This is a genomic window from Enterobacter sp. KBR-315C3_2022 (assembly GCF_041399425.1).
In the GTDB taxonomy this organism is placed as follows: Bacteria; Pseudomonadota; Gammaproteobacteria; order Enterobacterales; family Enterobacteriaceae; genus Enterobacter.
This window is the reverse complement of sequence record NZ_JBGKEB010000003.1, coordinates 133,119-157,656: the sequence shown is the minus strand read 5'-3', so window position 1 is coordinate 157,656 and position 24,538 is coordinate 133,119. Positions and strand designations below refer to the sequence as shown.

Sequence of the window (24,538 nt, the reverse complement as noted above, 5' to 3'; positions counted from 1 at the left end):
AGTTATGTCTGTAGAAGCACTGGCCGCTTTTATTGCTGAATATATTGCCGGACGACGGCGGGCCAAGCTGGAAGCGTTTGATAAAGAAGCGGCAAAGCGCGACGCGGCGGATCGCGTAGCGCTGGCATCTGAACGCAGGGAGCTTGAGCTTCGCTATGAGCCGCGAGCGTGGCTCACCGATGCCGCAAGACGAGCCGGGCAGATTAGCCTGGTTACCCATGCGGCGAAGTTCACGCACGGGGATTCTAAAAGCAGCAGCCTGTACAGTGAAACGACGCAGAAAGAAGGCTATCTCAGCAGCGCGACATTGGACGATATAGACCCCGATGCCGTGGGGAACGCCGCGGCGCTGGACGTTGCAAAGCTGCTGCAAACGCGCGTTAAAGGGGATTCGCTCCTCGCATGCCTCAAACGGGGCGATCGTAGTCCGCTTGCGGCCTTCACGGACGATGCGGCTCAGCTTGATGAATGGGTTGTCGGTTTTTCCCGCGCGCTCGAGCTCGGTGAGCCCGCTTCGCACAAGCTGGCAAAGCAGAACTATTTCCCGGTGGGTGATGATTACCACCTCCTGAGCCCGCTCTTTGCCACGTCGCTGGTTCACGCTTACCACCAGAAGATGCTCGCGTTTCGTTTTGGCGATGAGGTTAACGCCATCCGCAAAGCGCGGCGCGAGAAAACCTGGCATCCGCAGCCGCTTGTGCTCTTTCCTGAAAGCGCTGAAATGCATTTCGGCGGGACCAAGCCGCAGAATATCTCCTATCTCAACAGCGTGCGCGGCGGGCGGGTCTGGCTGCTTTCGGCGCAGCCTCCGCAGTGGAAGCGTGCGGATAACCCCCCGGTAAGTTTGCGCTCGGTGTTTACGGCTGGAGGCCAGTTTGACCGGCGGGCAGGTACGGCGGTGCAGCGGATCATCTCGCTGCTTACGCGATCGAAGAACTACAACAATCGGCACATCCGTGAAGCGCGCGATGAGTACATCGACGAGCTTATCGATCTGCTGTTTGTCGTGGTGTCTGAACTTCAGCGTGAAGAATGGCAAAGCTGGACGCTCAATTGTCCGACGCTGAAAACTCACCAGCAGCTCTGGCTCGATCCGTGGCGAACCAAAAGCGATGAGGCATTTCGCAAGGCCCGGAACAACGACGACTGGCAGGAAGCCGTCGCCGCTGATTTTTCGATATGGCTGAACGCCCGCTTGCGTAAAGATTTACCCGACGTCGGTGCGGAAGAAAAACGGGAATGGGAGACGCGCCAAAGGCTGCGCACCAGCCTGCGTGAAACGGAAAAAATGCTCCGGGAGGCGCTGAAATGAGCACGCTGATCCTTTTGCGCCACGTGCGCGTTGAAAACGCCAACGCCATTGCGGGCATCACGTGGGGGTTTCCAGCGATCACCCACTTTTTAGGCTTCACCCACGCGCTGTCGCGCATTCTGACGCAAACGCACGGGCTGACGCTGAACGGCTGCGCCGTAGTGAGCCACGCGCATCAGCTCCACGCGCATACGTCTGGCCGCGACTACCAGTTTGCCCTGACGCGCAACCCGCTGACCCGCGAGGGCAAAACCGCCTCCTTCAACGAAGAGGGGCGAATGCATATGACCGTCTCCCTGCTGCTGGAGTGCCGCGGAGAAATCGTTAACGGCGAGTACGGGCAGCAGGCGCTGGCGGCGTTCCTGAAAGGGCGTTGCCCAACGCTGCGCATGGCGGGCGGCATTATTGTCAGTATTAAAGATATCGCGGTGATGGATAAGCCGACGACGGAAGAAAAGCTGGCCTACCTGAAATGGCAGCTGACGCCGGGCTTTGTCCTGCGCGATCGCAGCGCCTGGCTTGAGGAACATCTGCATAGCCTGCTTGCAGATAACCCGCAGGTCACGATGCTGGACGCCTGGCTTGATTTTGCCGCCCTGAAGTTCCAGGCGGAGACGCCCGAAGACGAGAACCTCCAGGAGGGCGATTCGGCAGCGTGGCAGCGCGTGCCAAAACCGCGGCCGGGCTATCTGGTTCCGCTGATGACGGGATATCAGCGCATTTCTGAACTCTACGCCTCCGGCGCGGTGGCAAACGCCCGAGACGACCAGACGCCGTTTGCTTTTACCGAAGCGGTGTACGGCGTGGGCGAGTGGTGCGGGCTGCATCGCATTTCGTCGCTGGAGGATATTTTCTGGCGCTACCGCACCACTGAAACCGGCTACTACTGTCAGGGCGCCAGCGCGCCGCAGGCAGCGAAACCACATTGATAAAAAGGACTACTACATGGCAAAGGCTCCAACTGCCGTTAAAACGGCTTCTGTACTGGCATTCGAACGCAAGCTGGCAGCGTCAGACGCGGTGATGTATGCGGGTAACTGGCAAGGGACCGGCTGGCAGCCGATCCGGCTTCAGGAAAAGGCGGTGCGCGGAACGATTTCCAACAGGCTCAAAAATGCGCTCGTCAACGACCCAACGAAGCTTGATGCCGAAATCCAGAAAGCCAACCTGCAGCGCGTGGACGTGGCGGCGCTGCCGCCAGAGGCCGATACCCTTCAGGTGAGATTTACCCTGCGCGTGCTCGGCAACCTTTCCACGCCGTCGGTGTGTAACGATCGGGCCTATCAGGATGCGCTGCAGCAGGTTATTGACGGCTATATCAGTGAGCACGGCTTTGGCGCGCTGGCGCACCGCTATGCCACTAACCTGGCGAACGGTCGCTTCCTGTGGCGCAACCGCGTCGGTGCAGAAAAAATTGAAATTACCGTGAAGAAGGGGGACGACGCCTGGACGTTTAACGCGCACGACTATCCGCTGCGGGCGTTCACCGCGCAGGACAAGGCGCTAAACGCGCTTTTGCAGGAAATCGAGAAAGGGCTGCGCGGTGAAAGCTTCGTCCTGCTGGAGGTCAGCGCTAAGGTGCTGCTGGGCAAAGGGCAGGAGGTGTTCCCGTCGCAGGAGCTGGTGCTCGACAGCAACAGCACCAAGAGCCGCCTGCTTTATCATGTGGATAACGTGGCGGGAATGCACTCGCAGAAGATCGGCAACGCGGTCAGAACCATTGATACGTGGCATCCACGCGTTGACGAACTGGGCGCGATTGCCGTGGAGCCGTATGGCTCTGTGACCAGCCGCGGCGTGGCGTGCCGTCAGCCGAAAGAGAAAATGGATTTCTACACCCTGCTGGATAACTGGGTGACGAAAGGCCAAATTCCCGAAAAAGAGCAGCAGCATTACGTCATGGCGGTGCTGATCCGCGGCGGCGTGTTTGGCGAGAAAGGTGAATAAGGAGCCGTTATGGATCACTACCTTGAAATCCGCGTCCTGCCCGATCCGGAATTTAGCGAAGAGGTGCTGATGGCGGCACTGTTCGCCAAACTGCATCGTGCGCTGGGGGCAAGGGGAAAGGGCGATATCGGCGTCAGCTTTCCCCTTCACGGCGTCAAGCCCGGCGCATGCCTGCGTCTTCACGGCTGCGAGCAGGCGCTAAGGGAGCTGGACGCAACGAGCTGGCGAAAAGGGCTGAGCGACTATTGTGGTTCCACGAAGGTGCTGGCGGTTCCGAACGTTCAGTGCTGGCGCAGCGTCAGCCGCGTCCAGGTTAAGAGCAGCCCGCTGCGGTTATTACGGCGTTCGGTAAAAAAAGGCTGGTTGAGCGAAGCGGAGGCGCAGGCTCGCGCGCCGGCAATGGACGCACAGCACACGGATTTACCGTGGCTCAATATGCGCAGCCTGTCGACCGGGCAGCCATTTCGGCTATTTATTCGCCACGGTGACGCGCTTTCTGAACCCGTGGAGGGCACGTTTTCAAGCTATGGATTAAGCGCGACGGCTACCGTGCCGTGGTTTTGACCTGCGCATTTGGAAAACGCTTATTAATTGCGCCGGAAAAAGTCTGGAACTGGAAATAACAAAAAAGGCCGGGATAACCGGCCTTTTTATATATTCATCTGCCTTTACAGGCGAAAACAATTAGCGACTACGGAAGACAATGCGGCCTTTGCTCAGGTCGTACGGGGTCAGTTCAACAGTCACTTTGTCGCCCGTTAAAATGCGGATATAGTTTTTGCGCATTTTACCGGAGATGTGCGCAGTTACCACGTGACCGTTTTCCAGCTCTACGCGAAACATGGTGTTAGGCAACGTATCAAGTACGGTACCCTGCATTTCAATATTGTCTTCTTTGGCCATCTAATCCTCTGGGGTATCACTACCAAGTTTTGAACCGGCAAGATAATGCCGAAATTCATCAATTAAGTAAAGAATTGCGCGATTAAAACGCAGCAAAACAGTTTCAGCGCATTGCCCAAGCGTCACGGTACAACCGAACAGGAAGCGCATTCGTAAAGGGGAGACGACAGGATAAACGTCAGGACGTTATCTGAAGCGGGGGTCCCAAACGGCGGCGGGGCAACAGGCAGAAGCTACTCTGCGGCGTAATTATAACACCCTCATAAAAAATGTGCGGAAAACATTTAGGCTTTGGGCATAAAGAGCGTACGTGGGATCCAAAAATCGTGCGCAAGCGTCTCATGACGATAGCGGTCCAGATGCTCGATGTAGCCGCGGCGTGAAATTTCAACGGCGCCGAGCGACGCGGTATGCTCATTCAGGACCTGGCAATCCAGCAGCTGGCCGCCGCGTTCGGAAAACTCTTTGCAGAACACCAGCAGCGCGGTTTTGGACGCGTTCACGGCGCGGGAGAACATCGATTCGCCGCAGAACAAGGTCCCCTGGGCTACGCCATACATGCCGCCCACCAGCTCATGCTTATCCCATACCTCTATCGAATGCGCATAGCCAAGCTCGTGCAAACGCTCGTAGGCAATAACGATCTCGCGGGTGATCCAGGTGCCTTCATGCCGGTCGCTGGCGCAGCCTTCGATAACCTGGCTAAACGCATGGTTGAGGGTCACGCGATAGGGCGATTTTGCATGAAACCGCTTCATGCTGCGGCTGAGGTGAAACGCCGTCGGCCACAGCACCGCGCGCGGATCGGGTGACCACCATAAAATAGGATCGCCGGGGGAATACCATGGGAAAATTCCGTGCTGATAGGCCATTAATAGCCGCGCTGGGCTAAGATCGCCGCCCAGCGCCAGCAGCCCGTTGGGCTCACGAAGCGCCCCCTCAGGGGAGGGGAACGCAATATTATGACGAGAGAGCTGGACCAGGCGCATGACGGCGAAACTCCACTACGCGAGTTGGGATCGGTTCAAATATAGCTTACAGACGCTGTTTAAACTGATAGTAGCGGCCCTGTTTTGCCATCAATTCAGAATGATTACCTTGCTCAATAATGTGCCCGTTGTCCATCACAATTATTTGATCGAAATTCACCAGGCCGCGCAGGCGGTGGGTGACCATCAGCACCGTTTTCCCGGACGTCACGCTCGCCAGCAGCTCAAGGATTTGGCTTTCGGTGGTGGCATCAAGTCCTTCGGTAGGCTCATCCAGCAGCATCAGCGGGCCGTTATGCAGCAGCGCGCGGGCAATCGCCAGACGGCGCAGCTCGCCGCCGGAAAGCTGACGACCGCCTTCCCCGAGCCAGCTGTTTAATCCGTCGTCTTCCAGAAGCTTGTGCAGGCCGACCTGTTCCAGCATCGCGCGAAGCTGGTCGTCAGACGCCTCCGGCGCGGCCAGCAGCAGGTTGTCGCGCAGCGTGGCGCTGAAAAGGTGCACGCGCTGCGGCACGACGCTGACGGTTTTGCGCAGCGCGTCTTCGCTGAAATCGGCTAATGCCGTTCCGTTAACGCGGATCTCGCCGCGCTGCGGGTCCCACGCGCGGGTCAGCAGCTGCAGAAGCGTTGATTTTCCGCAGCCGGTGCGGCCCAGGATGGCGACGCGCTGGCCAGCGCTTACGGAGAGGTCGATATCTTCCAGCGCGTTCTGCGCCTGCGGACCGTAGGCGAAGGTGACCCCGCTCAGGGTGAGCGCCACCTGCTCCGGTACAGGCGTTTGCGCAGCGGAAAACGTCACTTCCGGCTCTTGTTCCGCAATCTGCGTAATGCGCAGGGCTGAGGCAATCACCTGACCCAGATGCTGAAACGCGCCGGTCACGGGAGCCAGCGCTTCAAATGCGGCCAGCGCGCAGAAGACGAAGAGGGCGATAAGCGGCCCCGGCTGGGCGTGACGGCCAACGCCGCCGGAGGCCATCCACAGCATAGCCACGACGGCAATGCCGCCGATCAGCAGCATCAGCGCCTGGGATAATGCGGTTAGCTCAGACTGGCGGCGCTGGGCTTCATGCCAGTTCAGCTCGGTGTTTTCCATCTGAGCGCGATAGCGCCTGCTGGCGCCGAAGATGGTCAGCTCGGCCTGGCCCTGAAGCCACGAGGTCAGCTGCTGCCGGTACTCTCCGCGAAGGCGAGTCAGGTTCTCTCCGGCAGATTTCCCTGCGCGATAAAACAGCGGCGGCAGGGCGATAAGCGTAAGCAGCATGATACCGCCGAGCGTTAGCGCGAGGGTGACATCCAGCGCGCAAAGCCCCAGCGTAACCACGACGATGACCACGAACGCGCCCATCAGCGGGGAGATCACCCGCAGGTAAAGATGATCCAGCGTGTCGACATCCGCCACCACGCGGTTGAGCAATTCGCCCTGACGAAAGCGCGCCAGCCCGGCAGGGGAGAGGGGGAGCAGCTTGCTGAAGGTGTAAATCCGCAGGTGCTGCAGCACGCGGAAGGTTGCATCGTGGCTGACCAGACGCTCGAAGTAGCGCCCGGCGGTGCGGGTAATCGCGGTGCCGCGCACGCCCGCTGCGGGGAGCATATAGTTAAAGCTGTACAGCCCCGCAAAGCCCGCGACGGCAGAGGCGGACAAGAACCAGCCGGAAAGCGTCAGCAGCCCGATGCTCGCCAGCAGGGTCACGATGGCGAGCACAATCCCCAGCGTTAGCATCCACTTGTGACGCTTGTACAGCGCCAGATACGGTAACAGAGCGCGCATCAGATATCCTCCTGACGATTCGCCAGCAGGGCGGCAAACGGCCCCTGCGCGGCAGCAAGCGAGGCATAGTCGCCTTGCTCGACGATTTGACCGTTTTCCATTACCCAGATCCGATCCCAGTCGGCAAGTCCTTCCAGCTGGTGGGAGACCATCAGCGTCGTTTGCTGCCGCGAGGCCGCGTTGAGCGCGTCCATAACGCGCCGCTCGCTGTGCGCGTCGAGGCTGGCCGCGGGTTCATCCAGCAGCATCAGCTGACACGGGTTGAGCAGGGCGCGAGCCACCGCAACGCGCTGCGCCTGGCCGACGGATAAACCGGCGGACTGATCGCCGACGACGGTATCGACGCCCTGTGGAAGCAGCGGCAGAAACTCGCTGACCCAGGCGCGGTCAAGCACCGACCTGAGCTCGTCATCGCTGGCGTCCGGGCGCGCCAGAAGCACGTTTTCCCGAAGCGTCGACGCGGGAAGCTGCGGGTTCTGTCCCACCCAGCTTAGCTGCCTGCGCCAGGCGTCTGGATCGAGGTCGCTCAGCTCCGTCTGATTCACCTGCAGGGAGCCGGTGTAGGCCATGAAGCCCGAGAGGGCATTCATCAGCGAGCTTTTGCCGGACCCGCTGGTGCCGACCACCACCACGCGCTGCCCGGCAGGCAGGCTAAAGTTGAGCGGACCGGCAAGCACTTTTCCTTCCGGCGACAGGACCGAGAAATCACGCGCCTCAATGGCGACAGCGTCATTTGCATTCAGCGTAACGTCACCGCGTTCAGGATGCGCCAGCGGCGTCTCCATAAAGGTTTTCAGGCTATCGGCTGCGCCCACGGCCTGGGCCTTAGCATGATAGAAGGTGCCGAGATCGCGAAGCGGCTGGAAAAACTCCGGAGCCAGGATCAGCGCCAGGAAACCGGCAGACAGCGTCACCGCCGTACCGTAGTGGCCGAAGTCCAGCGCGCCCAGATAGGAAAAGCCGAAGTAGACCGCGACCAGGGCGATGGACAGCGAGGTGAAAAACTCGAGCACGCCGGACGACAGAAACGCCAGGCGCAGCACTTCCATGGTGCGCTGGCGGAAATCCTGCGACGCGCGGCGGATGTTTTCGGTTTCTGCTTCACCGCGGCCAAAAATACGCAGCGTTTCCATCCCGCGGAGGCGATCGAGGAAGTGACCGCTCAGGCGGCCCAGCGCCAGGAAGTTTCGGCGGTTAGCGTCTGCCGCGCCCATGCCAACCATCGCCATAAACATCGGAATGAGGGGGGCGGTGCTCAGCAAAATCAGCGCGGCGACCCAGTTGACAGGGAAAATCGTAATCACAATGAGCAGCGGCACGCACGCCGCCAGCGCCATCTGCGGGAGATAGCGCGCGTAGTAGTCGTGCATGTCGTCGATTTGTTCAAGGATCAGCGTTGCCCAGCTTCCGGCGGGTTTACCCTGAATCCAGGCTGGACCGGCCTCCTGAAGGCGGTCGAGCACCTTACGGCGTATCTCGTAGCGGATATGCTGCCCGGCGTGAAAGCCGACCCGCTCGCGCAGCCAGACCACCCAGGCGCGCAAAATAAAGACCAGCACCAGGATGACAAACGGCAGCAGGAGCGCCTCGCGGGGAATGTTCTCCATGATCATGAGGTGAAGAATGCGGGCCAGCAGCCATGCCTGGGCAACAATCAACAGGCCGCCGATCAGCCCCAAAAGGCGGGAGATGTTCAGCCAGCGGCGGGAAATAACGCTTTGCTGTTTAAGCCAGCGTGTTAGCTCTTGTTGACGGGTCTTTTCCATTGCGTACTTTGCAGGTGACGTTATTAGAAATTGGGCAGCGCAATGTTACAACGCAGAGACAACAAAGGCGACTTATCGTCGCCTTTATTTACGTTTGTTACTGACTTGTAAAGATTATTTACCTTGCTCGGCCAGTCCGTCGAGGTAGCGTTCCGCGTCAAGCGCGGCCATGCAGCCGGTACCGGCAGAGGTGATCGCCTGGCGGTAGATATGGTCCATGACGTCGCCCGCAGCGAAAACGCCCGGGATGCTGGTCTGGGTCGCATTGCCGTGAATGCCGGACTGCACCTTAATGTAGCCGTTTTCCAGATCAAGCTGGCCGTCAAAGATGGCGGTGTTAGGGCTGTGGCCAATGGCGACGAACAGGCCCGCGACGTCCAGCGTTTCCACGCTGTCGGTGTTTTGGGTATCGCGAAGGCGCAGGCCAGAGACGCCCATCTGATCGCCCGTGACCTCTTCAAGGGTGCGGTTGGTGTGCAGCACGATGTTGCCGCTTGCCACTTTATCCATCAGGCGTTTGATCAGAATTTTCTCCGCGCGGAAGGTCTCGCGGCGGTGGATCAGGTGCACTTCAGAGGCGATGTTCGCCAGGTACAACGCTTCTTCCACGGCGGTATTGCCGCCGCCGATTACCGCGACCTTCTGGTTGCGATAGAAGAATCCGTCGCAGGTGGCGCACGCAGAGACGCCGCGGCCTTTAAACGCTTCTTCGGAAGGCAGGCCCAGATAGCGGGCAGAGGCGCCGGTAGCAATAATCAGCGCGTCGCAGGTGTACTCGCCGCTGTCGCCCGTCAGGCGGAACGGACGATTCTGGAGGTCCACTTTATTAATGTGATCGAACAGAATTTCGGTGTCGAACTTCGCCGCATGCTCGTGCATACGCTCCATCAGCAGCGGCCCGGTCAGGTCGTTCGGGTCGCCTGGCCAGTTTTCCACTTCGGTGGTGGTGGTCAGCTGACCGCCTTTTTCCATGCCGGTAATTAATACCGGTTGCAGGTTAGCGCGTGCAGCATAGACCGCCGCGGTATATCCCGCAGGTCCAGAACCAAGGATTAGCAGCTTACTGTGTTTGGCCGTGCCCATGAGATCCCCATTGTTGTTGGCAGACAGTTGGCAGGATTGTAGGGAATTTGCGGGCGTAAAAAAAGAGCACAGCAATTTTGATATCAATGTGTGCAATAGTCTGCGTCGATGAATCAGGCGCTATAACATAACGCTTTCTACTGGAAACCGGTCGTTTATAAGGCAATAAAATGAGGATTAATCCCCGGCCGTAATGAATATCCGGCATGTTGTACTAAAAATCGATGTTTTGCTTTGACAATCCCCTGCGCTTTTGCGAAAACATTCAAGGAAGAAAAAATACCGCATTACGCGCATGCCGCATAAGCATGCACGTAAATGGCATTTTTACCGTGTCAATGAAATCTACGCATGGCGTGGACAGACGCCATTCGTGATGTCGGTGACGGCTTTAGTGCAGCGGTCTTCTTACCACAGAACCCGAGTCCGCATTGCGTCTAAAACATAAACAGGCAATGTGAAAAATGACGGGGACAGGCTCTGAACAGTGATGTGCACAGGGTCCAGGCAGGAGTAGGGAAGGAATACAGAGAGACAATAATAATGGTAGATAGCAAGAAGCGCCCTGGCAAAGATCTCGACCGTATCGATCGTAACATTCTTAATGAATTGCAAAAGGATGGGCGTATTTCCAACGTCGAGCTTTCAAAACGTGTGGGACTTTCCCCGACGCCGTGCCTCGAGCGTGTGCGCCGACTGGAAAGACAGGGTTTTATTCAGGGCTATACGGCTCTGCTGAACCCGCATTATCTGGATGCCTCACTTCTGGTATTTGTTGAGATTACTCTGAATCGTGGTGCGCCGGATGTGTTTGAGCAATTTAACTCCGCTGTGCAGAAACTTGAAGAAATTCAAGAGTGTCATTTGGTTTCGGGCGATTTCGACTACCTTCTGAAAACGCGTGTGCCGGACATGTCCGCCTATCGTAAGCTGCTGGGTGAAACCTTGCTGCGTCTGCCGGGCGTAAATGACACCCGTACTTACGTGGTGATGGAAGAGGTCAAACAGAGCAATCGTCTGGTAATTAAGACGCGCTAACACGGAACAGGTGCAAAATCAGTGTAGTTTGATTACACTCCTGTTAATCCATACAGCAACAGTGCCGGGGATACCCGGCGCTGTTGTCCGTTTTAGCAAACAGGCAGGATATGCCTGATACCTGGAGAGCCTTTCTTGAGCCAGGAATACACTGAAGACAAAGAAGTCACATTATCTAAGCTAAGCAGCGGGCGTCGTCTCCTCGAGGCGTTGCTGATCGTTGTTGCCCTTTTTGCCGTCTGGCTGATGGCAGCCTTACTCAGTTTCAACCCTTCCGATCCAAGCTGGTCACAAACCGCATGGCATGAGCCTATCCATAATCTGGGCGGCATGCCCGGCGCCTGGCTTGCGGATACTCTCTTTTTCATTTTTGGCGTGATGGCCTACACCCTTCCGATCATCATCATCGGCGGATGCTGGTTTGCCTGGCGCCATCGGCAGAATGACGACTACATCGATTATTTCGCGGTTTCGCTGCGCCTGATCGGCGCGCTGGCGTTGATTCTGACCTCCTGCGGGCTGGCGGCCATTAACGCTGATGATATCTGGTATTTTGCCTCCGGTGGCGTCATCGGCAGCCTGCTGAGCACCGCACTGCAGCCGATGCTGCACAGCAGCGGCGGAACCCTGGCGCTGCTCTGCATTTGGGCCGCGGGCCTGACGCTTTTCACCGGCTGGTCATGGGTCAGTATTGCCGAAAAGATCGGCAGTTTTATCCTCACGCTCCTGACGTTTGCGAGCAACCGTACCCGCCGGGACGACACGTGGGTAGACGAAGAAGAGTACGAGGATGAGTATGAAGATGACGATGCGTCCGTTGAGCACCGTGAATCGCGTCGCGCGCGCATCTTGCGCGGTGCGCTCGCGCGTCGCAAACGCGTAGCTGAAAAATTTGCTAACCCGCTTGGGCGTAAAACCGACGCCGCACTCTTCTCCGGCAAGCGCATGGATGAAGATGAGCAGGTTGAATATCGCGCGGCAGGCGCGCCGGTCGATCCTGATGACGTACTGTTCTCGGGCAACCGCGCTATGCCGGGGGATTACGATGAATACGATCCGCTGTTAAACGGCCACTCCGTCGCTGAACCCGTAGCGGCAGCGGCGGCTGCGACCACCGCGGCGCAGGCTTATGCCGCCCCGGCTGAAGCCATCATACCGTCAGCGCCCGTCCCTGCCCCGGAATCGGTGGTGCAGCAGCCGCAGGTCGACTGGCAAACTGCGCCAGGCGTGCATACGCCGGAGCCGACCATTGCACCAGAACCGGCAAGTTATGCCCCTGTCCAGCATGAACAGTGGCAGCAGCCCTACCAGCCGGAACCGGTGTACGAGCCAGAGCCTTATCAGCAGCCGGTCGCGCAGCCGTATCAGGAATATGTGCCTGAACAACAGCCAGAACCGGCGCAGCCTGTCGTTGAGCCTGAGCCAGTGGAAGAGGTGAAGCCGTCTCGTCCACCGATGTACTACTTTGAAGAAGTTGAAGAGCGACGCGCCCGCGAGCGCGAGCAGCTTGCGGCCTGGTATCAGCCCGTGCCTGAACCCGTTCAGGAGCCGGTTGCACCCGCGCCTGCTGCTGTTATTCCTTCCGTTGACCCAACGCCTGCCGTTGCGCCGGTTGCCGAGGGCGTGAAGCAGGCGACGGCCGCAGCCGCCGCGTCTGCGCCGGTCTTTAGCCTCGCAGCAGGGGGAGCGCCACGTTCTCAGGTGAAAGAGGGGATTGGTCCTCAGCTGCCGCGTCCAAACCGCGTTCGCGTGCCAACCCGCCGCGAGCTGGCCTCCTACGGCATCAAGCTGCCTTCCCAGCGCATGGCGGAAGAAAAAGCGCGCGAGCCTGAATACGAAGACGATACAGATGAAATGCAGCAGGACGAGCTGGCGCGCCAGTTCGCCGCTCAGCAGCATCAGCGCTATGGCGAAGAGTACCAGCACGACGCGCAGGTTCAGGAAGATGAAGACGATGCGGCAGAAGCAGAACTCGCGCGTCAGTTTGCGGCAACCCAGCAGCAGCGCTATTCCGGCGAACAGCCCGCTGGCGCAAATCCGTTCTCACTGTCGGATTTTGAATTTTCACCGATGAAAGATCTGGTGGACGATGGCCCAAGCGAACCGCTGTTCACGCCGAGCGTAATGCCGGAGGCTGAGCCCGTGCGCCAGCAGCCTGCACCTGCGCCGCAGGCTTACGCTCAGCCGCAGCAGCCTGCCCAGCAAGCCTATGCACCGCAGCCCGCTCAGCAGACGTATGCGCAGCCGCAGCAGCCTCCACAGCCGCCGCAGTTCCAGCAGCCCGCGCCGCCGCAGCAGGAAAGCCTTATTCACCCGCTGCTGATGCGTAACGGCGATAGCCGTCCGCTCCAGCGCCCGAGCACACCGCTGCCGTCGCTGGACCTGCTTACGCCTCCGCCGTCTGAAGTTGAGCCGGTAGATACCTTTGCGCTGGAACAGATGGCGCGCCTGGTTGAAGCGCGTCTGGCTGATTTCCGCATCAAGGCGGACGTGGTGAACTACTCGCCTGGCCCGGTTATCACCCGCTTTGAGCTGAACCTTGCGCCTGGCGTAAAAGCTGCGCGTATTTCTAACCTGTCTCGCGATCTGGCGCGCTCATTGTCGACCGTTGCCGTGCGTGTGGTAGAGGTTATTCCTGGCAAGCCGTACGTTGGCCTCGAGCTGCCGAACAAGAAGCGCCAAACGGTTTACCTGCGCGAAGTGCTGGATAACACCAAGTTCCGCGACAACCCGTCTCCGCTGACCGTGGTGTTGGGTAAAGATATCGCAGGCGATCCGGTGGTTGCCGATCTGGCGAAGATGCCGCACCTGCTGGTCGCCGGTACAACCGGCTCCGGTAAGTCAGTCGGCGTAAACGCCATGATCCTGAGCATGCTGTACAAAGCGCAGCCAGAAGACGTGCGCTTCATCATGATCGACCCGAAAATGCTTGAGCTGTCGGTCTACGAAGGTATTCCACACCTGCTGACGGAAGTCGTGACCGACATGAAGGACGCGGCCAACGCCCTGCGCTGGAGCGTCAACGAAATGGAGCGTCGCTACAAGCTGATGTCGGCGCTGGGCGTGCGTAACCTTGCCGGTTATAACGAGAAAATCGCCGAAGCCGTGCGCATGGGCCGCCCAATCCCCGATCCGTACTGGAAGCCGGGTGACAGCATGGATGCCCAGCATCCGGTGCTGGAAAAACTGCCTTACATCGTGGTGCTGGTGGATGAATTTGCCGACCTGATGATGACCGTCGGTAAGAAAGTGGAAGAGCTGATCGCCCGTCTGGCGCAGAAAGCGCGTGCGGCCGGTATTCACCTCGTACTGGCAACGCAGCGTCCGTCGGTGGACGTCATTACCGGTCTTATCAAGGCGAACATCCCGACGCGAATTGCGTTTACCGTATCGAGCAAAATTGACTCCCGCACCATTCTCGACCAGGGCGGCGCGGAATCGCTGCTGGGGATGGGTGATATGCTCTATTCCGGCCCGAACTCAACGTCGCCAGTTCGCGTGCACGGCGCGTTCGTTCGTGATGAGGAAGTTCATGCGGTGGTCCAGGACTGGAAGGCGCGCGGGCGTCCGCAGTACGTTGACGGTATCACCAACGATACCGAAAGTGAAGGCGGCGGCGGTGGTTTTGACGGCGGAGAAGAGCTCGATCCTTTATTCGACCAGGCGGTTAACTTCGTGACCGAGAAGCGTAAAGCCTCTATCTCGGGCGTGCAGCGCCAGTTCCGCATTGGCTACAACCGCGCGGCGCGCATCATCGAGCAGATGGAAGCCCAGGGTATCGTGAGCGAGCAGGGGCATAACGGTAACCGTGAGGTGCTGGCTCCGCCGCCGTTTGAGTGATTGCCCGGTATTGCAAAGAAGGGTAAATCAGTAAAAATTAGGCATTTTCTTCTGTCGCCTGCCTTCGGGCAGGTCCAGAATAGAACACGGAAACCCCCATATCGGGATGACGTATTTTAAGGAATAACAATGAAAAAAATCGCAATCGCCTGTGCATTACTCACCAGCTTTGTTGCCAGCAGCGTCTGGGCGGATGCCGCCAGCGACCTTAAAAGCCGACTGGATAAGGTGAGCAGCTTCCACGCCAGCTTCACGCAAAAGGTGACGGACGGCAGCGGCAATGCGGTGCAGGAAGGACAGGGGGATCTGTGGGTTAAACGTCCGAATCTGTTTAACTGGCACATGACCCAGCCGGATGAAAGCATTCTGGTGTCTGACGGCAAAACCCTGTGGTTCTTCAACCCGTTCGTTGAGCAAGCGACCGCGACCTGGCTGAAAGACGCCACCAGCAATACGCCGTTTATGTTGATTGCCCGTAACCAGACGAGCGACTGGCAGCAGTACAACATCAAGCAAAACGGCGATGAGTTTGTTCTGACGCCAAAAGGCAGCAACGGCAACCTGAAGCAGTTCACCATTAACGTGAGCAGCAACGGTACGATTAATCAGTTCGGTGCGGTTGAGCAGGACGACCAGCGCAGCAGCTATCAGCTCAAGTCCCAGCAAAACGGCGCTGTCGACGCATCGAAATTCACCTTTACCCCGCCGCAGGGCGTAACGGTGGACGACCAACGTAAGTAAGAGGCGTGAGTGAGCAACCTTTCGCTCGATTTTTCAGATAACGCGTTTCAACCTCTGGCCGCCCGCATGCGGCCAGAAAATTTAGCGCAGTATATCGGCCAGCAGCACCTGCTGGCTGCGGGTAAGCCTTTGCCGCGCGCCATTGAGGCCGGGCATCTGCACTCGATGATCCTCTGGGGGCCGCCGGGCACCGGTAAAACGACCCTGGCGGAAGTGATTGCCCGCTATGCCAATGCGGACGTCGAGCGTATTTCTGCGGTCACGTCTGGCGTGAAAGAGATCCGCGAAGCCATTGAGCGCGCTCGGCAAAACCGTAACGCGGGGCGCCGCACCATCCTGTTTGTCGATGAAGTTCACCGCTTCAACAAAAGCCAGCAGGACGCTTTTCTGCCGCATATCGAAGACGGTACGATTTTCTTCATCGGTGCCACCACTGAAAACCCCTCCTTTGAACTGAACTCGGCGCTGCTTTCCCGCGCGCGCGTTTACCTGCTGAAATCGCTGACCACCGAGGACATCGAAAAGGTGCTCACCCAGGCGATGGAGGATAAAGCGCGCGGCTACGGCGGTCAGGATATCGTGCTGCCGGACGACACACGCCGCGCGATTGCCGAACTGGTTAACGGCGACGCGCGTCGGGCGCTCAACACGCTGGAGATGATGGCCGATATGGCCGAAGTCGACGACGCCGGAAAGCGCGTGCTGAAACCCGAGCTGCTGACCGAAATTGCGGGCGAGCGCAGCGCGCGGTTTGATAACAAGGGCGACCGTTTTTACGATCTGATTTCGGCCCTGCACAAGTCCGTGCGCGGCAGCGCGCCGGATGCGGCGCTCTACTGGTATGCCCGGATCATCACGGCAGGAGGCGATCCGCTGTACGTTGCGCGCCGCCTGCTGGCTATCGCTTCGGAAGATGTGGGCAATGCCGATCCGCGTGCCATGCAGGTCGCGATTTCAGCATGGGACTGCTTTACCCGCGTCGGCCCGGCCGAGGGCGAGCGTGCGATTGCGCAGGCGATTGTCTATCTGGCGTGCGCGCCGAAAAGTAACGCTGTCTATACCGCGTTCAAAGCGGCCATGTCCGACGCGCGTGAACGCCCGGACTACGACGTGCCGGTTCATCTGCGCAACGCGCCGACCAAGCTGATGAAAGAGATGGGCTATGGGCAAGAGTATCGCTATGCCCATGACGAACCCAACGCCTACGCCGCCGGGGAAGAGTATTTCCCGCAGGAAATGGCACAAACGCGCTATTATCATCCCACCAGCAGAGGTCTTGAAGGTAAGATTGGCGAAAAGCTCGCCTGGCTCACCGGACAGGATCAAAATAGCCCTATAAAACGCTACCGTTAGCGCTATCGTTGCGGTAATGTTGGCGTAGTATCCCTGTGACCGCAGGCTGTGGTCACATTTCCTCTTTTAATTCGATAAGCACAGGATAAGCATGCTCGATCCCAATCTGCTGCGTAACGAGCCAGACGCAGTCGCTGAAAAACTGGCACGCCGGGGCTATAAGCTGGACGTAGATAAGCTGCGCGCTCTTGAAGAGCGTCGTAAAGTTCTGCAGGTACAAACTGAAAATCTGCAGGCAGAGCGTAACTCTCGATCGAAATCCATTGGCCAGGCGAAAGCGCGCGGGGAAGATATCGAGCCATTACGCCTGGAAGTGAACAAACTTGGCGAAGAGCTGGATCAGGCTAAAGCGGAACTGGACGTGCTTCAGGCTGAAATCCGCGATATTGCACTGGCTATCCCGAACATTCCTGATGACAGCGTACCCGTCGGTAAAGACGAAAACGACAACGTTGAAGTGAAGCGCTGGGGCACGCCTCGCGAGTTCGACTTCGAGGTTCGCGATCACGTAACGCTGGGTGAAATGCACGCCGGGCTGGACTTTGCCGCCGCCGTTAAGCTGACCGGTTCTCGCTTCGTGGTGATGAAAGGTCAGATTGCGCACCTGCACCGCGCGCTGGCGCAGTTCATGCTGGACCTGCACACCGAGCAGCACGGCTATAGCGAAACCTACGTTCCGTATCTGGTGAACCACGATACGCTGTACGGCACGGGCCAGCTGCCTAAATTTGCAGGCGATCTGTTCCATACCCGTCCGCTGGACGAAGAAGCGGATAGCAGCAACTACGCGCTGATCCCAACTGCGGAAGTGCCGCTGACCAACCTCGTGCGCGATGAAATCATCGACGAAGACGAACTGCCAATCAAGCTGACGGCGCACTCTCCGTGCTTCCGTTCAGAAGCAGGATCGTACGGTCGCGATACCCGCGGCCTGATCCGCATGCACCAGTTCGATAAAGTCGAAATGGTTCAGATTGTGCGTCCGGAAGACTCTATGGATGCGCTGGAAGAGATGACCGGCCACGCGGAAAAAGTGCTGGAGCTGCTGGGTCTGCCGTACCGCCGCATGGCGCTGTGTACCGGTGACATGGGCTTTGGTGCCTGCAAAACCTTCGACCTGGAAGTCTGGGTTCCTGCGCAGAACACTTACCGTGAAATTTCTTCTTGCTCAAACGTCTGGGATTTCCAGGCGCGCCGCATGCAGGCACGCTGCCGCAGCAAGTCTGACAAGAAAACCCGTCTGGTACATACCCTGAACGGTTCCGGTCTGGCCGTGGGCCGTACGCTGGTTGCCGTGCTGGAAAACTATCAGCAGGCTGACGGCCGTATCGAAATCCCTGAAGTGCTGCGTCCTTATATGAAAGGTCTGCAATATATCGGTTGAGATTTTGCCTAACCTTAAAAAAGCGCCTTCGGGCGCTTTTTTTATGCCCCGGATTTGATGCGAAGCAATAACCCCTCCCTCCAAAGTAGTAATACTCCTTTACACATAATTAGCACGATATATTGTGAACGAAACAATTCGTTATACAAATAACTATATAGCGGTGTACGCCGTCTGATTATTTCTCTGTGAGCAATCAAAGTGAGTCTATATGAAAATTAACGCGCCTGATGCGTTACTGGCCGCTGAGGTGAGCCGTCGCGGGCTCGTGAAAACGACCGCGATTGGCGGCCTGGCGGTAGCCAGCAGCGCATTCTCATTGCCTTTTTCACGCATGGCGTCGGCTGCGGAGGCCATCGCCCCCACGGCCGCTGAAAATGTAGTCTGGAGCGCCTGCACCGTTAACTGCGGCAGCCGCTGCCCGCTGCGTATGCACGTGGTGGACGGTGAGATTAAGTACGTTGAAACCGACAATACCGGGGACGATAACTACGAAGGGTTACATCAGGTTCGTGCCTGCCTGCGCGGGCGCTCCATGCGCCGTCGCGTCTACAATCCGGACCGTCTGAAGTATCCGATGAAGCGCGTGGGCAAGCGCGGCGAAGGCAAGTTCGAGCGCATCAGCTGGGACGAGGCGTACGATATTATCGCCAGCAATATGCAGCGCCTGATTAAGGACTACGGCAACGAGTCTATCTACCTGAACTACGGTACGGGTACGCTGGGCGGCACGCTGACCCGCTCCTGGCCGCCGGGAAAAACCCTGATTGCTCGCCTGATGAACTGCTGCGGCGGCTATCTGAATCACTACGGTGATTACTCCACCGCGCAGATTGCGGCAGGGCTCAACTACACCTACGGCGGCTGGGCCGACGGCAACAGCCCGTCCGATATCGAAAACAGCCAGCTTGTTGTGTTGTTCGGCAACAACCCTGGCGAAACGCGCATGAGCGGCGGCGGCGTGACCTATTACGTCGAGCAGGCTCGCGAAAAATCTAACGCCAAAATGATCATCATCGATCCGCGCTACACCGATACCGGTGCAGGACGCGAAGACGAGTGGATCCCGATTCGTCCCGGAACCGATGCGGCGCTGATCTCCGCGCTGGCGTGGGTGATGATTAACGAAAACCTCGTCGACCAGCCTTTCCTCGATAAATACTGCGTCGGCTACGACGAAAAAACGCTGCCGGAAGGCGCTCCGGCCAACGGGCACTACAAGGCTTATATTCTGGGGCAGGGCAGTGACGGTATTGCCAAGACGCCTGAATGGGCATCTGCCATTACCGGTATTCCGCAGGCGCGCATCGTTAAGCTGGCGCGCGAGATTGCGGGCGCTAAACCGGCGTTCATCTCGCAGGGCTGGGGCCCGCAGCGTCACGCAAACGGCGAGCTGGTGTCCCGCGCCATCTCCATGCTGGCGATCCTGACCGGCAACGTGGGCATCCACGGCGGCAACTCGGGCGCGCGCGAAGGCTCGTATTCTCTGCCGTTCGAACGTATGCCGACGCTGGACAACCCGGTGCAGACCAGCATCTCCATGTTCATGTGGACCGACGCCATCGAGCGCGGCCCGGAAATGACCGCCACCCGCGACGGCGTGCGCGGTAAAGATAAGCTGGACGTGCCGATCAAGATGATCTGGAACTATGCCGGGAACTGCCTGATTAACCAGCATTCACAGATCAACCGCACCCATGAGATCCTCCAGGACGACAAGAAGTGCGAGATGATCGTCGTGATTGACTGCCACATGACCTCGTCAGCCAAATACGCCGATATCCTGCTGCCGGACTGCACCGCTTCAGAGCAGATGGACTTCGCTCTGGACGCCTCCTGCGGCAACATGTCCTACGTCATTTTTGCCGACCAGGCAATCAAGCCGCGCTTCGAATGCAAAACCATCTATGAGATGACGACGCAGATTGCGAAGCGGATGGGCGTTGCGGAGAAGTTCACCGAAGGCCGTACCCAGGAAGGCTGGATGCGCCATCTGTATGAACAGTCCCGCAAAGCGATTCCTGAGCTGCTGCCGTTTGATGAATTCCGCAAGGCCGGGATGTTCAAACAGCGCGATCCGGAAGGGCACCACGTGGCGTACAAAGCGTTCCGTGAGGACCCGGTTGCGAACCCGCTGACCACGCCGTCCGGCAAAATTGAAATCTACTCGGCGCAGCTGGCAGAGATTGCGGCGACGTGGGAGCTGGAAAAAGGTGACGTTATCGATCCGCTTCCGGTCTACAGCGCGGGCTTTGAAAACTACGACGATCCGCAGAGCAAAGACTATCCGCTTCAGCTGACGGGCTTCCACTACAAGGCACGCACGCACTCTACCTACGGCAACGTCGACGTACTGAAGGCCGCCTGCCGCCAGGAGATGTGGATCAACCCGGTAGACGCGCAGAAGCGCGGGATCGCCAACGGTGACCGTATCCGCATCTTCAACAGCCGTGGGGAAGTGCACATCGAGGCGAAAGTCACGCCGCGTATCCTGCCGGGGGTTGTTGCCCTTGGGGAGGGCGCCTGGTACAACCCGGATGCAAACCGGGTCGATCAGGCGGGCTGTATTAACGTGTTGACCACGCAGCGCCCGTCGCCGCTGGCGAAAGGCAACCCGTCCCACAGTAACCTGGTTCAGGTTGAGAAGGCGTGAGGAATAACGAATGACTACCCAGTATGGATTTTTTATTGATTCCAGCCGCTGCACCGGGTGCAAAACCTGCGAGCTGGCCTGCAAGGATTACAAAGACCTCACACCGGACGTCAGCTTCCGCCGTATCTACGAATACGCGGGCGGCGACTGGCAGGAGGACAACGGCGTCTGGCAGCAGAACGTGTTTGCCTATTACCTGTCGATTGCCTGCAACCACTGCGAAGACCCGGCCTGCACCAAGGTCTGTCCGAGCGGTGCGATGCACAAGCGTGAAGATGGTTTTGTGGTGGTAAACGAGGACGTCTGCATCGGCTGCCGCTACTGCCACATGGCCTGCCCGTACGGCGCGCCGCAGTACAACGCCGCCAAAGGCCATATGACCAAGTGCGACGGCTGCCATACCCGCGTCGCCGACGGCAAAAAGCCGATCTGCGTGGAGTCCTGCCCGCTGCGCGCGCTGGACTTCGGCCCGATCGAAGAGCTGCGTCAAAAGCACGGCCAGCTGGCGGCGGTTGCGCCGCTGCCGTCCGCGCACTTCACGAAGCCAAGCATTGTGATTAAACCTAACGCCAATAGCCGTCCGACGGGTGACACCACCGGCTACCTGGCTAACCCGAAGGAGGTGTGAGATGGGAAGTGGATGGCATGAATGGCCGCTGATGATCTTCACGGTCTTTGGGCAGTGCGTGGCGGGCGGGTTTATTGTCCTCGCGCTGGCGCTGTTAAAAGGTAACCTCTCCGCCAGCCAGCAGCAGCGTCTGGTGCTGAGCATGTTTGGCCTGTGGGTGCTGATGGGAATTGGGTTTATCGCCTCTACGCTGCACCTCGGCTCGCCGATGCGCGCGTTTAACTCGCTGAACCGCGTCGGGGCCTCGTCGCTCAGCAACGAGATTGCCAGCGGGGCGATCTTCTTCGCCGTCGGCGGTCTCGGCTGGCTGCTGGCTGCGCTGAAGAAGCTGCCTTCAGGATTGCGCAGCCTGTGGCTTATCGTCACGATGGTTCTGGGCGTGGTGTTCGTGTGGATGATGGTGCGGGTTTATAACACCATCGATACGGTGCCAACCTGGTACAGCGTCTGGACGCCGATGAGCTTCTTCCTGACGATGTTTATCGGCGGGCCGCTGCTCGGCTTCCTGCTGCTGCGCGTGGCGGGAGTGGACGGCTGGGCAATGCGTTTGCTTCCGGCGGTATCGCTGCTGGCGCTGGTCGTTAGCGCTGTTGTTGCGCTGATGCAGGGCGCAGAGCTGGCTACGATCCACAGCTCCATTCAGCAGGCCTCCGCTCTGGTGCCGGATTACGGTTCGCTGATGGCCTGGCGCGTCGTGCTTCTGGCGGCTGCGCTGGCGTGCTGGATCGCGCCGCAGCTTAAGGGCTATCAGCCCGCGCTGCCTTTGCTGTCGCTGGCGTTTGTGCTGGTATTGGCCGGTGAGCTGATCGGGCGCGGCGTGTTCTATGGTCTGCATATGACCGTTGGCATGGCCATCGCCAGCTAATATCTATTTTTGCTATATAAAGCCGGGCCTTAACGCCCGGCTTTTCTTTTTTTGAATCATGAAATTTTTCGACTGTCATCTGGCTGTGATTTCCGCCATAAAATAATAAAAACAGATACATAATTATTATGGGTGGCAGGGGGCGCATTAACAGGATTAATTTTTTAAATCGACGAGGCGCATATTGTGCGAGCCGCCTGAAGCGGTGGATTGACTTTGTTTTTGCCGGTGGCATGATGCGCACGAAATCTGAACTTCCTCACGGTTTTTAATCCATGACCACCTATACCCGGCCAGTGCTTCTTTTGCTCTGTGGCCTGCTTCTGCTGACCCTGGCGATCGCGGTGTTAAACACGCTCGTTCCGCTGTGGCTCGCCCATGAAAACTTACCGACCTGGCAGGTGGGTATGGTTAGCTCATCCTTTTTTACCGGAAACCTGCTCGGGACTTTGGTCACGGGAAGCCTGATTAAGCGTTTCGGGTTTAACCGCAGCTATTATCTGGCATCCCTGATTTTCGCCGCGGGTTGCGCCGGGCTGGGTCTGATGGTGGGCTTCTGGAGCTGGATGGTCTGGCGCTTTATCGCGGGCGTTGGCTGCGCGATGATCTGGGTGGTGGTCGAAAGCGCGCTGATGTGCAGCGGCACCTCCCGCAACCGCGGTCGCCTGCTGGCGGCCTACATGATGGTCTACTACATCGGCACCGTGCTGGGCCAGCTGATGGTCAGCAAATTACCCACCGATCTGATGAGCGTCCTGCCGTGGGTCACCGGCATGGTGCTGGCAGCGATCCTGCCGCTGCTGTTTACCCGCATTGTTAACCAGAACAGCGAGCATCAGGAAGCGACGCACGTCTGGCCAATGCTCAGGCTGCGCCAGGCGCGCCTCGGCGTAAATGGCTGCATCATTTCCGGCATCGTGCTGGGTTCACTCTACGGCCTGATGCCGCTTTATCTTAACCATCAGGGCGTCAGCGATTCCGGTATTGGCTTCTGGATGGCGGTGATGGTGAGTGCGGGTATCGTCGGTCAGTGGCCGATTGGTCGCCTGGCCGATCGCTTTGGTCGTCTGCTGGTGCTGCGCGTGCAGGTCTTTGTGGTGATCATGGGATGCCTGGCGATGCTCAGTAACGCCGCGATGGCACCCGCGCTGTTTATCCTGGGGGCGGCGGGCTTTACGCTCTATCCGGTTGCGATGGCCTGGGCCTGCGAGAAAGTCGAACACCATCAGCTGGTGGCGATGAACCAGGCGCTGCTGCTGAGCTACACCATCGGCAGCCTGTTAGGTCCGACCTTTACCGCGATGCTGATGCAGAATTATTCAGACAATCTGCTGTTTATCATGATTGCCAGCGTGGCGTTTATTTATCTCCTGATGCTGCTGCGAAAAGCGGGCGAGCATCCAACGCCGGTTGCCCATGCCTGATACAAAAATCCCGGCCTTATCGCCGGGATTTTTCTTTAGTACATCACCTTGTGACCGTACTGTTCAAGAATGCCTTTTACGCGCTCCATGGTCTCTTTCTTCGGCGGCTTAACGCCATCAAGCTTATATTCTTCGCCCATCGCCACCCATTTGTGTTTACCCAGCTCGTGGTAGGGCAGAAGCTCTATTTTCTCGACGTTGCCCATATCACGGGTAAATTCGCCCAGGCGGTGGGCAGAGTCATCATCATCTGACCAGCCCGGCACGACGACGTAGCGGATCCAGGTTTTGATACCTTTGTCGGCAATGTATTTCGCGAACTCCAGCGTGCGGTGGTTGGAGACGCCAACCAGGTTCTGGTGGATCTCATCGTTCATCTGTTTCAGATCGAGCATCACCAGATCGGTCACTTCCAGAAGTTCATCAATAACCGGATCGTAGCGACGCACAAAACCGTTGGTATCGAGGCAGGTGTGAATGCCTTCTTTACGGCAGGCGCGGAACCAGTCGCGCACGAACTCTGCCTGAAGAATGGCCTCACCGCCGGACGCGGTCACGCCGCCGCCGGACGCGTTCATAAAGTGGCGATAGGTCACCACTTCTTTCATTAAATCTTCAACGGTCACTTCTTTGCCGCCGTGGGTGTCCCAGGTATCGCGGTTGTGACAGTAAAGGCAGCGCATCAGGCAGCCCTGGAAGAAGGTGATGAAACGAATGCCCGGGCCATCGACGGTGCCACAGGATTCAAAGGAGTGAATACGACCAATAGTTGACATTGCGGTGATATCTCCAGATTCGGCCCGTCCGGGACCTGAGTATGCACAGCTCAAACCGGCTGTGTTAA

At 58.3% G+C, this 24,538-nt stretch carries 19 protein-coding genes; 13 read left to right on the top strand and 6 right to left on the bottom strand.

Features of this window, described 5'->3' with window-relative positions; genetic code table 11:
• Positions 1–4 precede the first annotated feature (4 nt).
• The 4 genes from csy1 to cas6f are packed head-to-tail and all read left to right on the top strand — an operon-like array spanning position 5 to position 3,823.
• Complete coding sequence (csy1, locus tag AB8804_RS05205) at positions 5–1,312, top strand: type I-F CRISPR-associated protein Csy1 (RefSeq protein WP_371183836.1); 1,308 nt, start codon at positions 5–7, stop codon at positions 1,310–1,312.
• A complete protein-coding gene (gene csy2, locus AB8804_RS05200; RefSeq protein WP_371183834.1) occupies positions 1,309–2,241 on the top strand; it encodes a type I-F CRISPR-associated protein Csy2 in 933 nt (310 codons plus the stop codon). The genes csy1 and csy2 overlap by 4 nt, the downstream gene beginning before the upstream one ends.
• A gap of 16 nt (positions 2,242–2,257) precedes the next feature.
• On the top strand, positions 2,258–3,259 hold the full coding sequence (csy3, locus tag AB8804_RS05195) for a type I-F CRISPR-associated protein Csy3 (protein ID WP_371183832.1): 1,002 nt from the start codon (positions 2,258–2,260) through the stop codon (positions 3,257–3,259).
• A 9-nt stretch (positions 3,260–3,268) separates the two neighbouring features.
• The gene (gene cas6f / locus AB8804_RS05190; protein ID WP_371183829.1) at positions 3,269–3,823 is read left to right on the top strand and encodes a type I-F CRISPR-associated endoribonuclease Cas6/Csy4; all 555 of its coding nucleotides are present in this window, start codon (positions 3,269–3,271) and stop codon (positions 3,821–3,823) included.
• A gap of 120 nt (positions 3,824–3,943) precedes the next feature.
• Here cas6f and infA read toward each other — a convergent pair whose 3' ends face one another.
• The 5 genes from infA to trxB all read right to left on the bottom strand — a co-directional run bounded on the left by infA (position 3,944) and on the right by trxB (position 9,768).
• The gene (gene infA / locus AB8804_RS05185; RefSeq protein ID WP_002211347.1) at positions 3,944–4,162 is read right to left on the bottom strand and encodes a translation initiation factor IF-1; all 219 of its coding nucleotides are present in this window, start codon (positions 4,160–4,162) and stop codon (positions 3,944–3,946) included.
• 284 nt (positions 4,163–4,446) lie between these two features.
• Entirely contained in the window at positions 4,447–5,151 is a 705-nt protein-coding gene (gene aat / locus AB8804_RS05180) for a leucyl/phenylalanyl-tRNA--protein transferase (protein ID WP_371183765.1), read from the bottom strand.
• 46 nt (positions 5,152–5,197) lie between these two features.
• On the bottom strand, positions 5,198–6,919 hold the full coding sequence (gene cydC, locus AB8804_RS05175; protein ID WP_371183763.1) for a cysteine/glutathione ABC transporter ATP-binding protein/permease CydC: 1,722 nt from the start codon (positions 6,917–6,919) through the stop codon (positions 5,198–5,200).
• Entirely contained in the window at positions 6,919–8,685 is a 1,767-nt protein-coding gene (gene cydD / locus AB8804_RS05170; RefSeq protein WP_371183761.1) for a cysteine/glutathione ABC transporter permease/ATP-binding protein CydD, read from the bottom strand. The genes cydC and cydD overlap by 1 nt, the downstream gene beginning before the upstream one ends.
• Positions 8,686–8,799: 114 nt before the next feature.
• The gene (gene trxB / locus AB8804_RS05165; RefSeq protein ID WP_371183758.1) at positions 8,800–9,768 is read right to left on the bottom strand and encodes a thioredoxin-disulfide reductase; all 969 of its coding nucleotides are present in this window, start codon (positions 9,766–9,768) and stop codon (positions 8,800–8,802) included.
• A gap of 543 nt (positions 9,769–10,311) precedes the next feature.
• Between trxB and lrp the strand changes: the two genes are divergently transcribed.
• From lrp to AB8804_RS05120, 9 genes are all read left to right on the top strand, one after another.
• Positions 10,312–10,806 (top strand): leucine-responsive transcriptional regulator Lrp, encoded by a 495-nt coding sequence (lrp, locus tag AB8804_RS05160; protein WP_002439523.1) that lies wholly within the window; start codon positions 10,312–10,314, stop codon positions 10,804–10,806.
• A 135-nt stretch (positions 10,807–10,941) separates the two neighbouring features.
• The gene (gene ftsK / locus AB8804_RS05155) at positions 10,942–14,646 is read left to right on the top strand and encodes a DNA translocase FtsK (protein ID WP_371183747.1); all 3,705 of its coding nucleotides are present in this window, start codon (positions 10,942–10,944) and stop codon (positions 14,644–14,646) included.
• Positions 14,647–14,775: 129 nt separating this feature from the next.
• The gene (lolA, locus tag AB8804_RS05150) at positions 14,776–15,387 is read left to right on the top strand and encodes an outer membrane lipoprotein chaperone LolA (RefSeq protein ID WP_297118753.1); all 612 of its coding nucleotides are present in this window, start codon (positions 14,776–14,778) and stop codon (positions 15,385–15,387) included.
• Positions 15,388–15,396: 9 nt separating this feature from the next.
• On the top strand, positions 15,397–16,740 hold the full coding sequence (gene rarA / locus AB8804_RS05145) for a replication-associated recombination protein RarA (RefSeq protein WP_371183744.1): 1,344 nt from the start codon (positions 15,397–15,399) through the stop codon (positions 16,738–16,740).
• Between the two features lie 91 nt (positions 16,741–16,831).
• The gene (gene serS / locus AB8804_RS05140; protein ID WP_371183741.1) at positions 16,832–18,124 is read left to right on the top strand and encodes a serine--tRNA ligase; all 1,293 of its coding nucleotides are present in this window, start codon (positions 16,832–16,834) and stop codon (positions 18,122–18,124) included.
• A gap of 211 nt (positions 18,125–18,335) precedes the next feature.
• Complete coding sequence (gene dmsA, locus AB8804_RS05135; RefSeq protein ID WP_371183739.1) at positions 18,336–20,777, top strand: dimethylsulfoxide reductase subunit A; 2,442 nt, start codon at positions 18,336–18,338, stop codon at positions 20,775–20,777.
• Between the two features lie 10 nt (positions 20,778–20,787).
• Positions 20,788–21,405, top strand: a complete 618-nt coding sequence (locus AB8804_RS05130) for a DMSO/selenate family reductase complex B subunit (protein WP_371183737.1) — start codon at positions 20,788–20,790, stop codon at positions 21,403–21,405.
• 1 nt (position 21,406) lies between these two features.
• On the top strand, positions 21,407–22,270 hold the full coding sequence (locus tag AB8804_RS05125) for a dimethyl sulfoxide reductase anchor subunit family protein (protein ID WP_371183735.1): 864 nt from the start codon (positions 21,407–21,409) through the stop codon (positions 22,268–22,270).
• Positions 22,271–22,545: 275 nt separating this feature from the next.
• Complete coding sequence (locus AB8804_RS05120; protein ID WP_371183734.1) at positions 22,546–23,694, top strand: MFS transporter; 1,149 nt, start codon at positions 22,546–22,548, stop codon at positions 23,692–23,694.
• A 35-nt stretch (positions 23,695–23,729) separates the two neighbouring features.
• Here the strand turns inward: AB8804_RS05120 and pflA are convergent, their stop codons facing one another.
• On the bottom strand, positions 23,730–24,470 hold the full coding sequence (gene pflA / locus AB8804_RS05115; RefSeq protein ID WP_014883212.1) for a pyruvate formate lyase 1-activating protein: 741 nt from the start codon (positions 24,468–24,470) through the stop codon (positions 23,730–23,732).
• Positions 24,471–24,538 lie beyond the last annotated feature (68 nt).

Excerpts from the sequence above, each read along its gene's own strand:
- csy1 (WP_371183836.1), top strand. The coding sequence starts at position 5 with ATGTCTGTAGAAGCACTGGCCGCTTTTATTGCTGAATATATTGCCGGA.
- csy2 (WP_371183834.1), top strand. The coding sequence starts at position 1,309 with ATGAGCACGCTGATCCTTTTGCGCCACGTGCGCGTTGAAAACGCCAAC.
- csy3 (WP_371183832.1), top strand. The coding sequence starts at position 2,258 with ATGGCAAAGGCTCCAACTGCCGTTAAAACGGCTTCTGTACTGGCATTC.
- cas6f (WP_371183829.1), top strand. The coding sequence starts at position 3,269 with ATGGATCACTACCTTGAAATCCGCGTCCTGCCCGATCCGGAATTTAGC.
- infA (WP_002211347.1), bottom strand. The coding sequence starts at position 4,162 with ATGGCCAAAGAAGACAATATTGAAATGCAGGGTACCGTACTTGATACG.
- aat (WP_371183765.1), bottom strand. The coding sequence starts at position 5,151 with ATGCGCCTGGTCCAGCTCTCTCGTCATAATATTGCGTTCCCCTCCCCT.
- cydC (WP_371183763.1), bottom strand. The coding sequence starts at position 6,919 with ATGCGCGCTCTGTTACCGTATCTGGCGCTGTACAAGCGTCACAAGTGG.
- cydD (WP_371183761.1), bottom strand. The coding sequence starts at position 8,685 with ATGGAAAAGACCCGTCAACAAGAGCTAACACGCTGGCTTAAACAGCAA.
- trxB (WP_371183758.1), bottom strand. The coding sequence starts at position 9,768 with ATGGGCACGGCCAAACACAGTAAGCTGCTAATCCTTGGTTCTGGACCT.
- lrp (WP_002439523.1), top strand. The coding sequence starts at position 10,312 with ATGGTAGATAGCAAGAAGCGCCCTGGCAAAGATCTCGACCGTATCGAT.
- lolA (WP_297118753.1), top strand. The coding sequence starts at position 14,776 with ATGAAAAAAATCGCAATCGCCTGTGCATTACTCACCAGCTTTGTTGCC.
- serS (WP_371183741.1), top strand. The coding sequence starts at position 16,832 with ATGCTCGATCCCAATCTGCTGCGTAACGAGCCAGACGCAGTCGCTGAA.
- dmsA (WP_371183739.1), top strand. The coding sequence starts at position 18,336 with ATGAAAATTAACGCGCCTGATGCGTTACTGGCCGCTGAGGTGAGCCGT.
- AB8804_RS05130 (WP_371183737.1), top strand. The coding sequence starts at position 20,788 with ATGACTACCCAGTATGGATTTTTTATTGATTCCAGCCGCTGCACCGGG.
- AB8804_RS05125 (WP_371183735.1), top strand. The coding sequence starts at position 21,407 with ATGGGAAGTGGATGGCATGAATGGCCGCTGATGATCTTCACGGTCTTT.
- AB8804_RS05120 (WP_371183734.1), top strand. The coding sequence starts at position 22,546 with ATGACCACCTATACCCGGCCAGTGCTTCTTTTGCTCTGTGGCCTGCTT.
- pflA (WP_014883212.1), bottom strand. The coding sequence starts at position 24,470 with ATGTCAACTATTGGTCGTATTCACTCCTTTGAATCCTGTGGCACCGTC.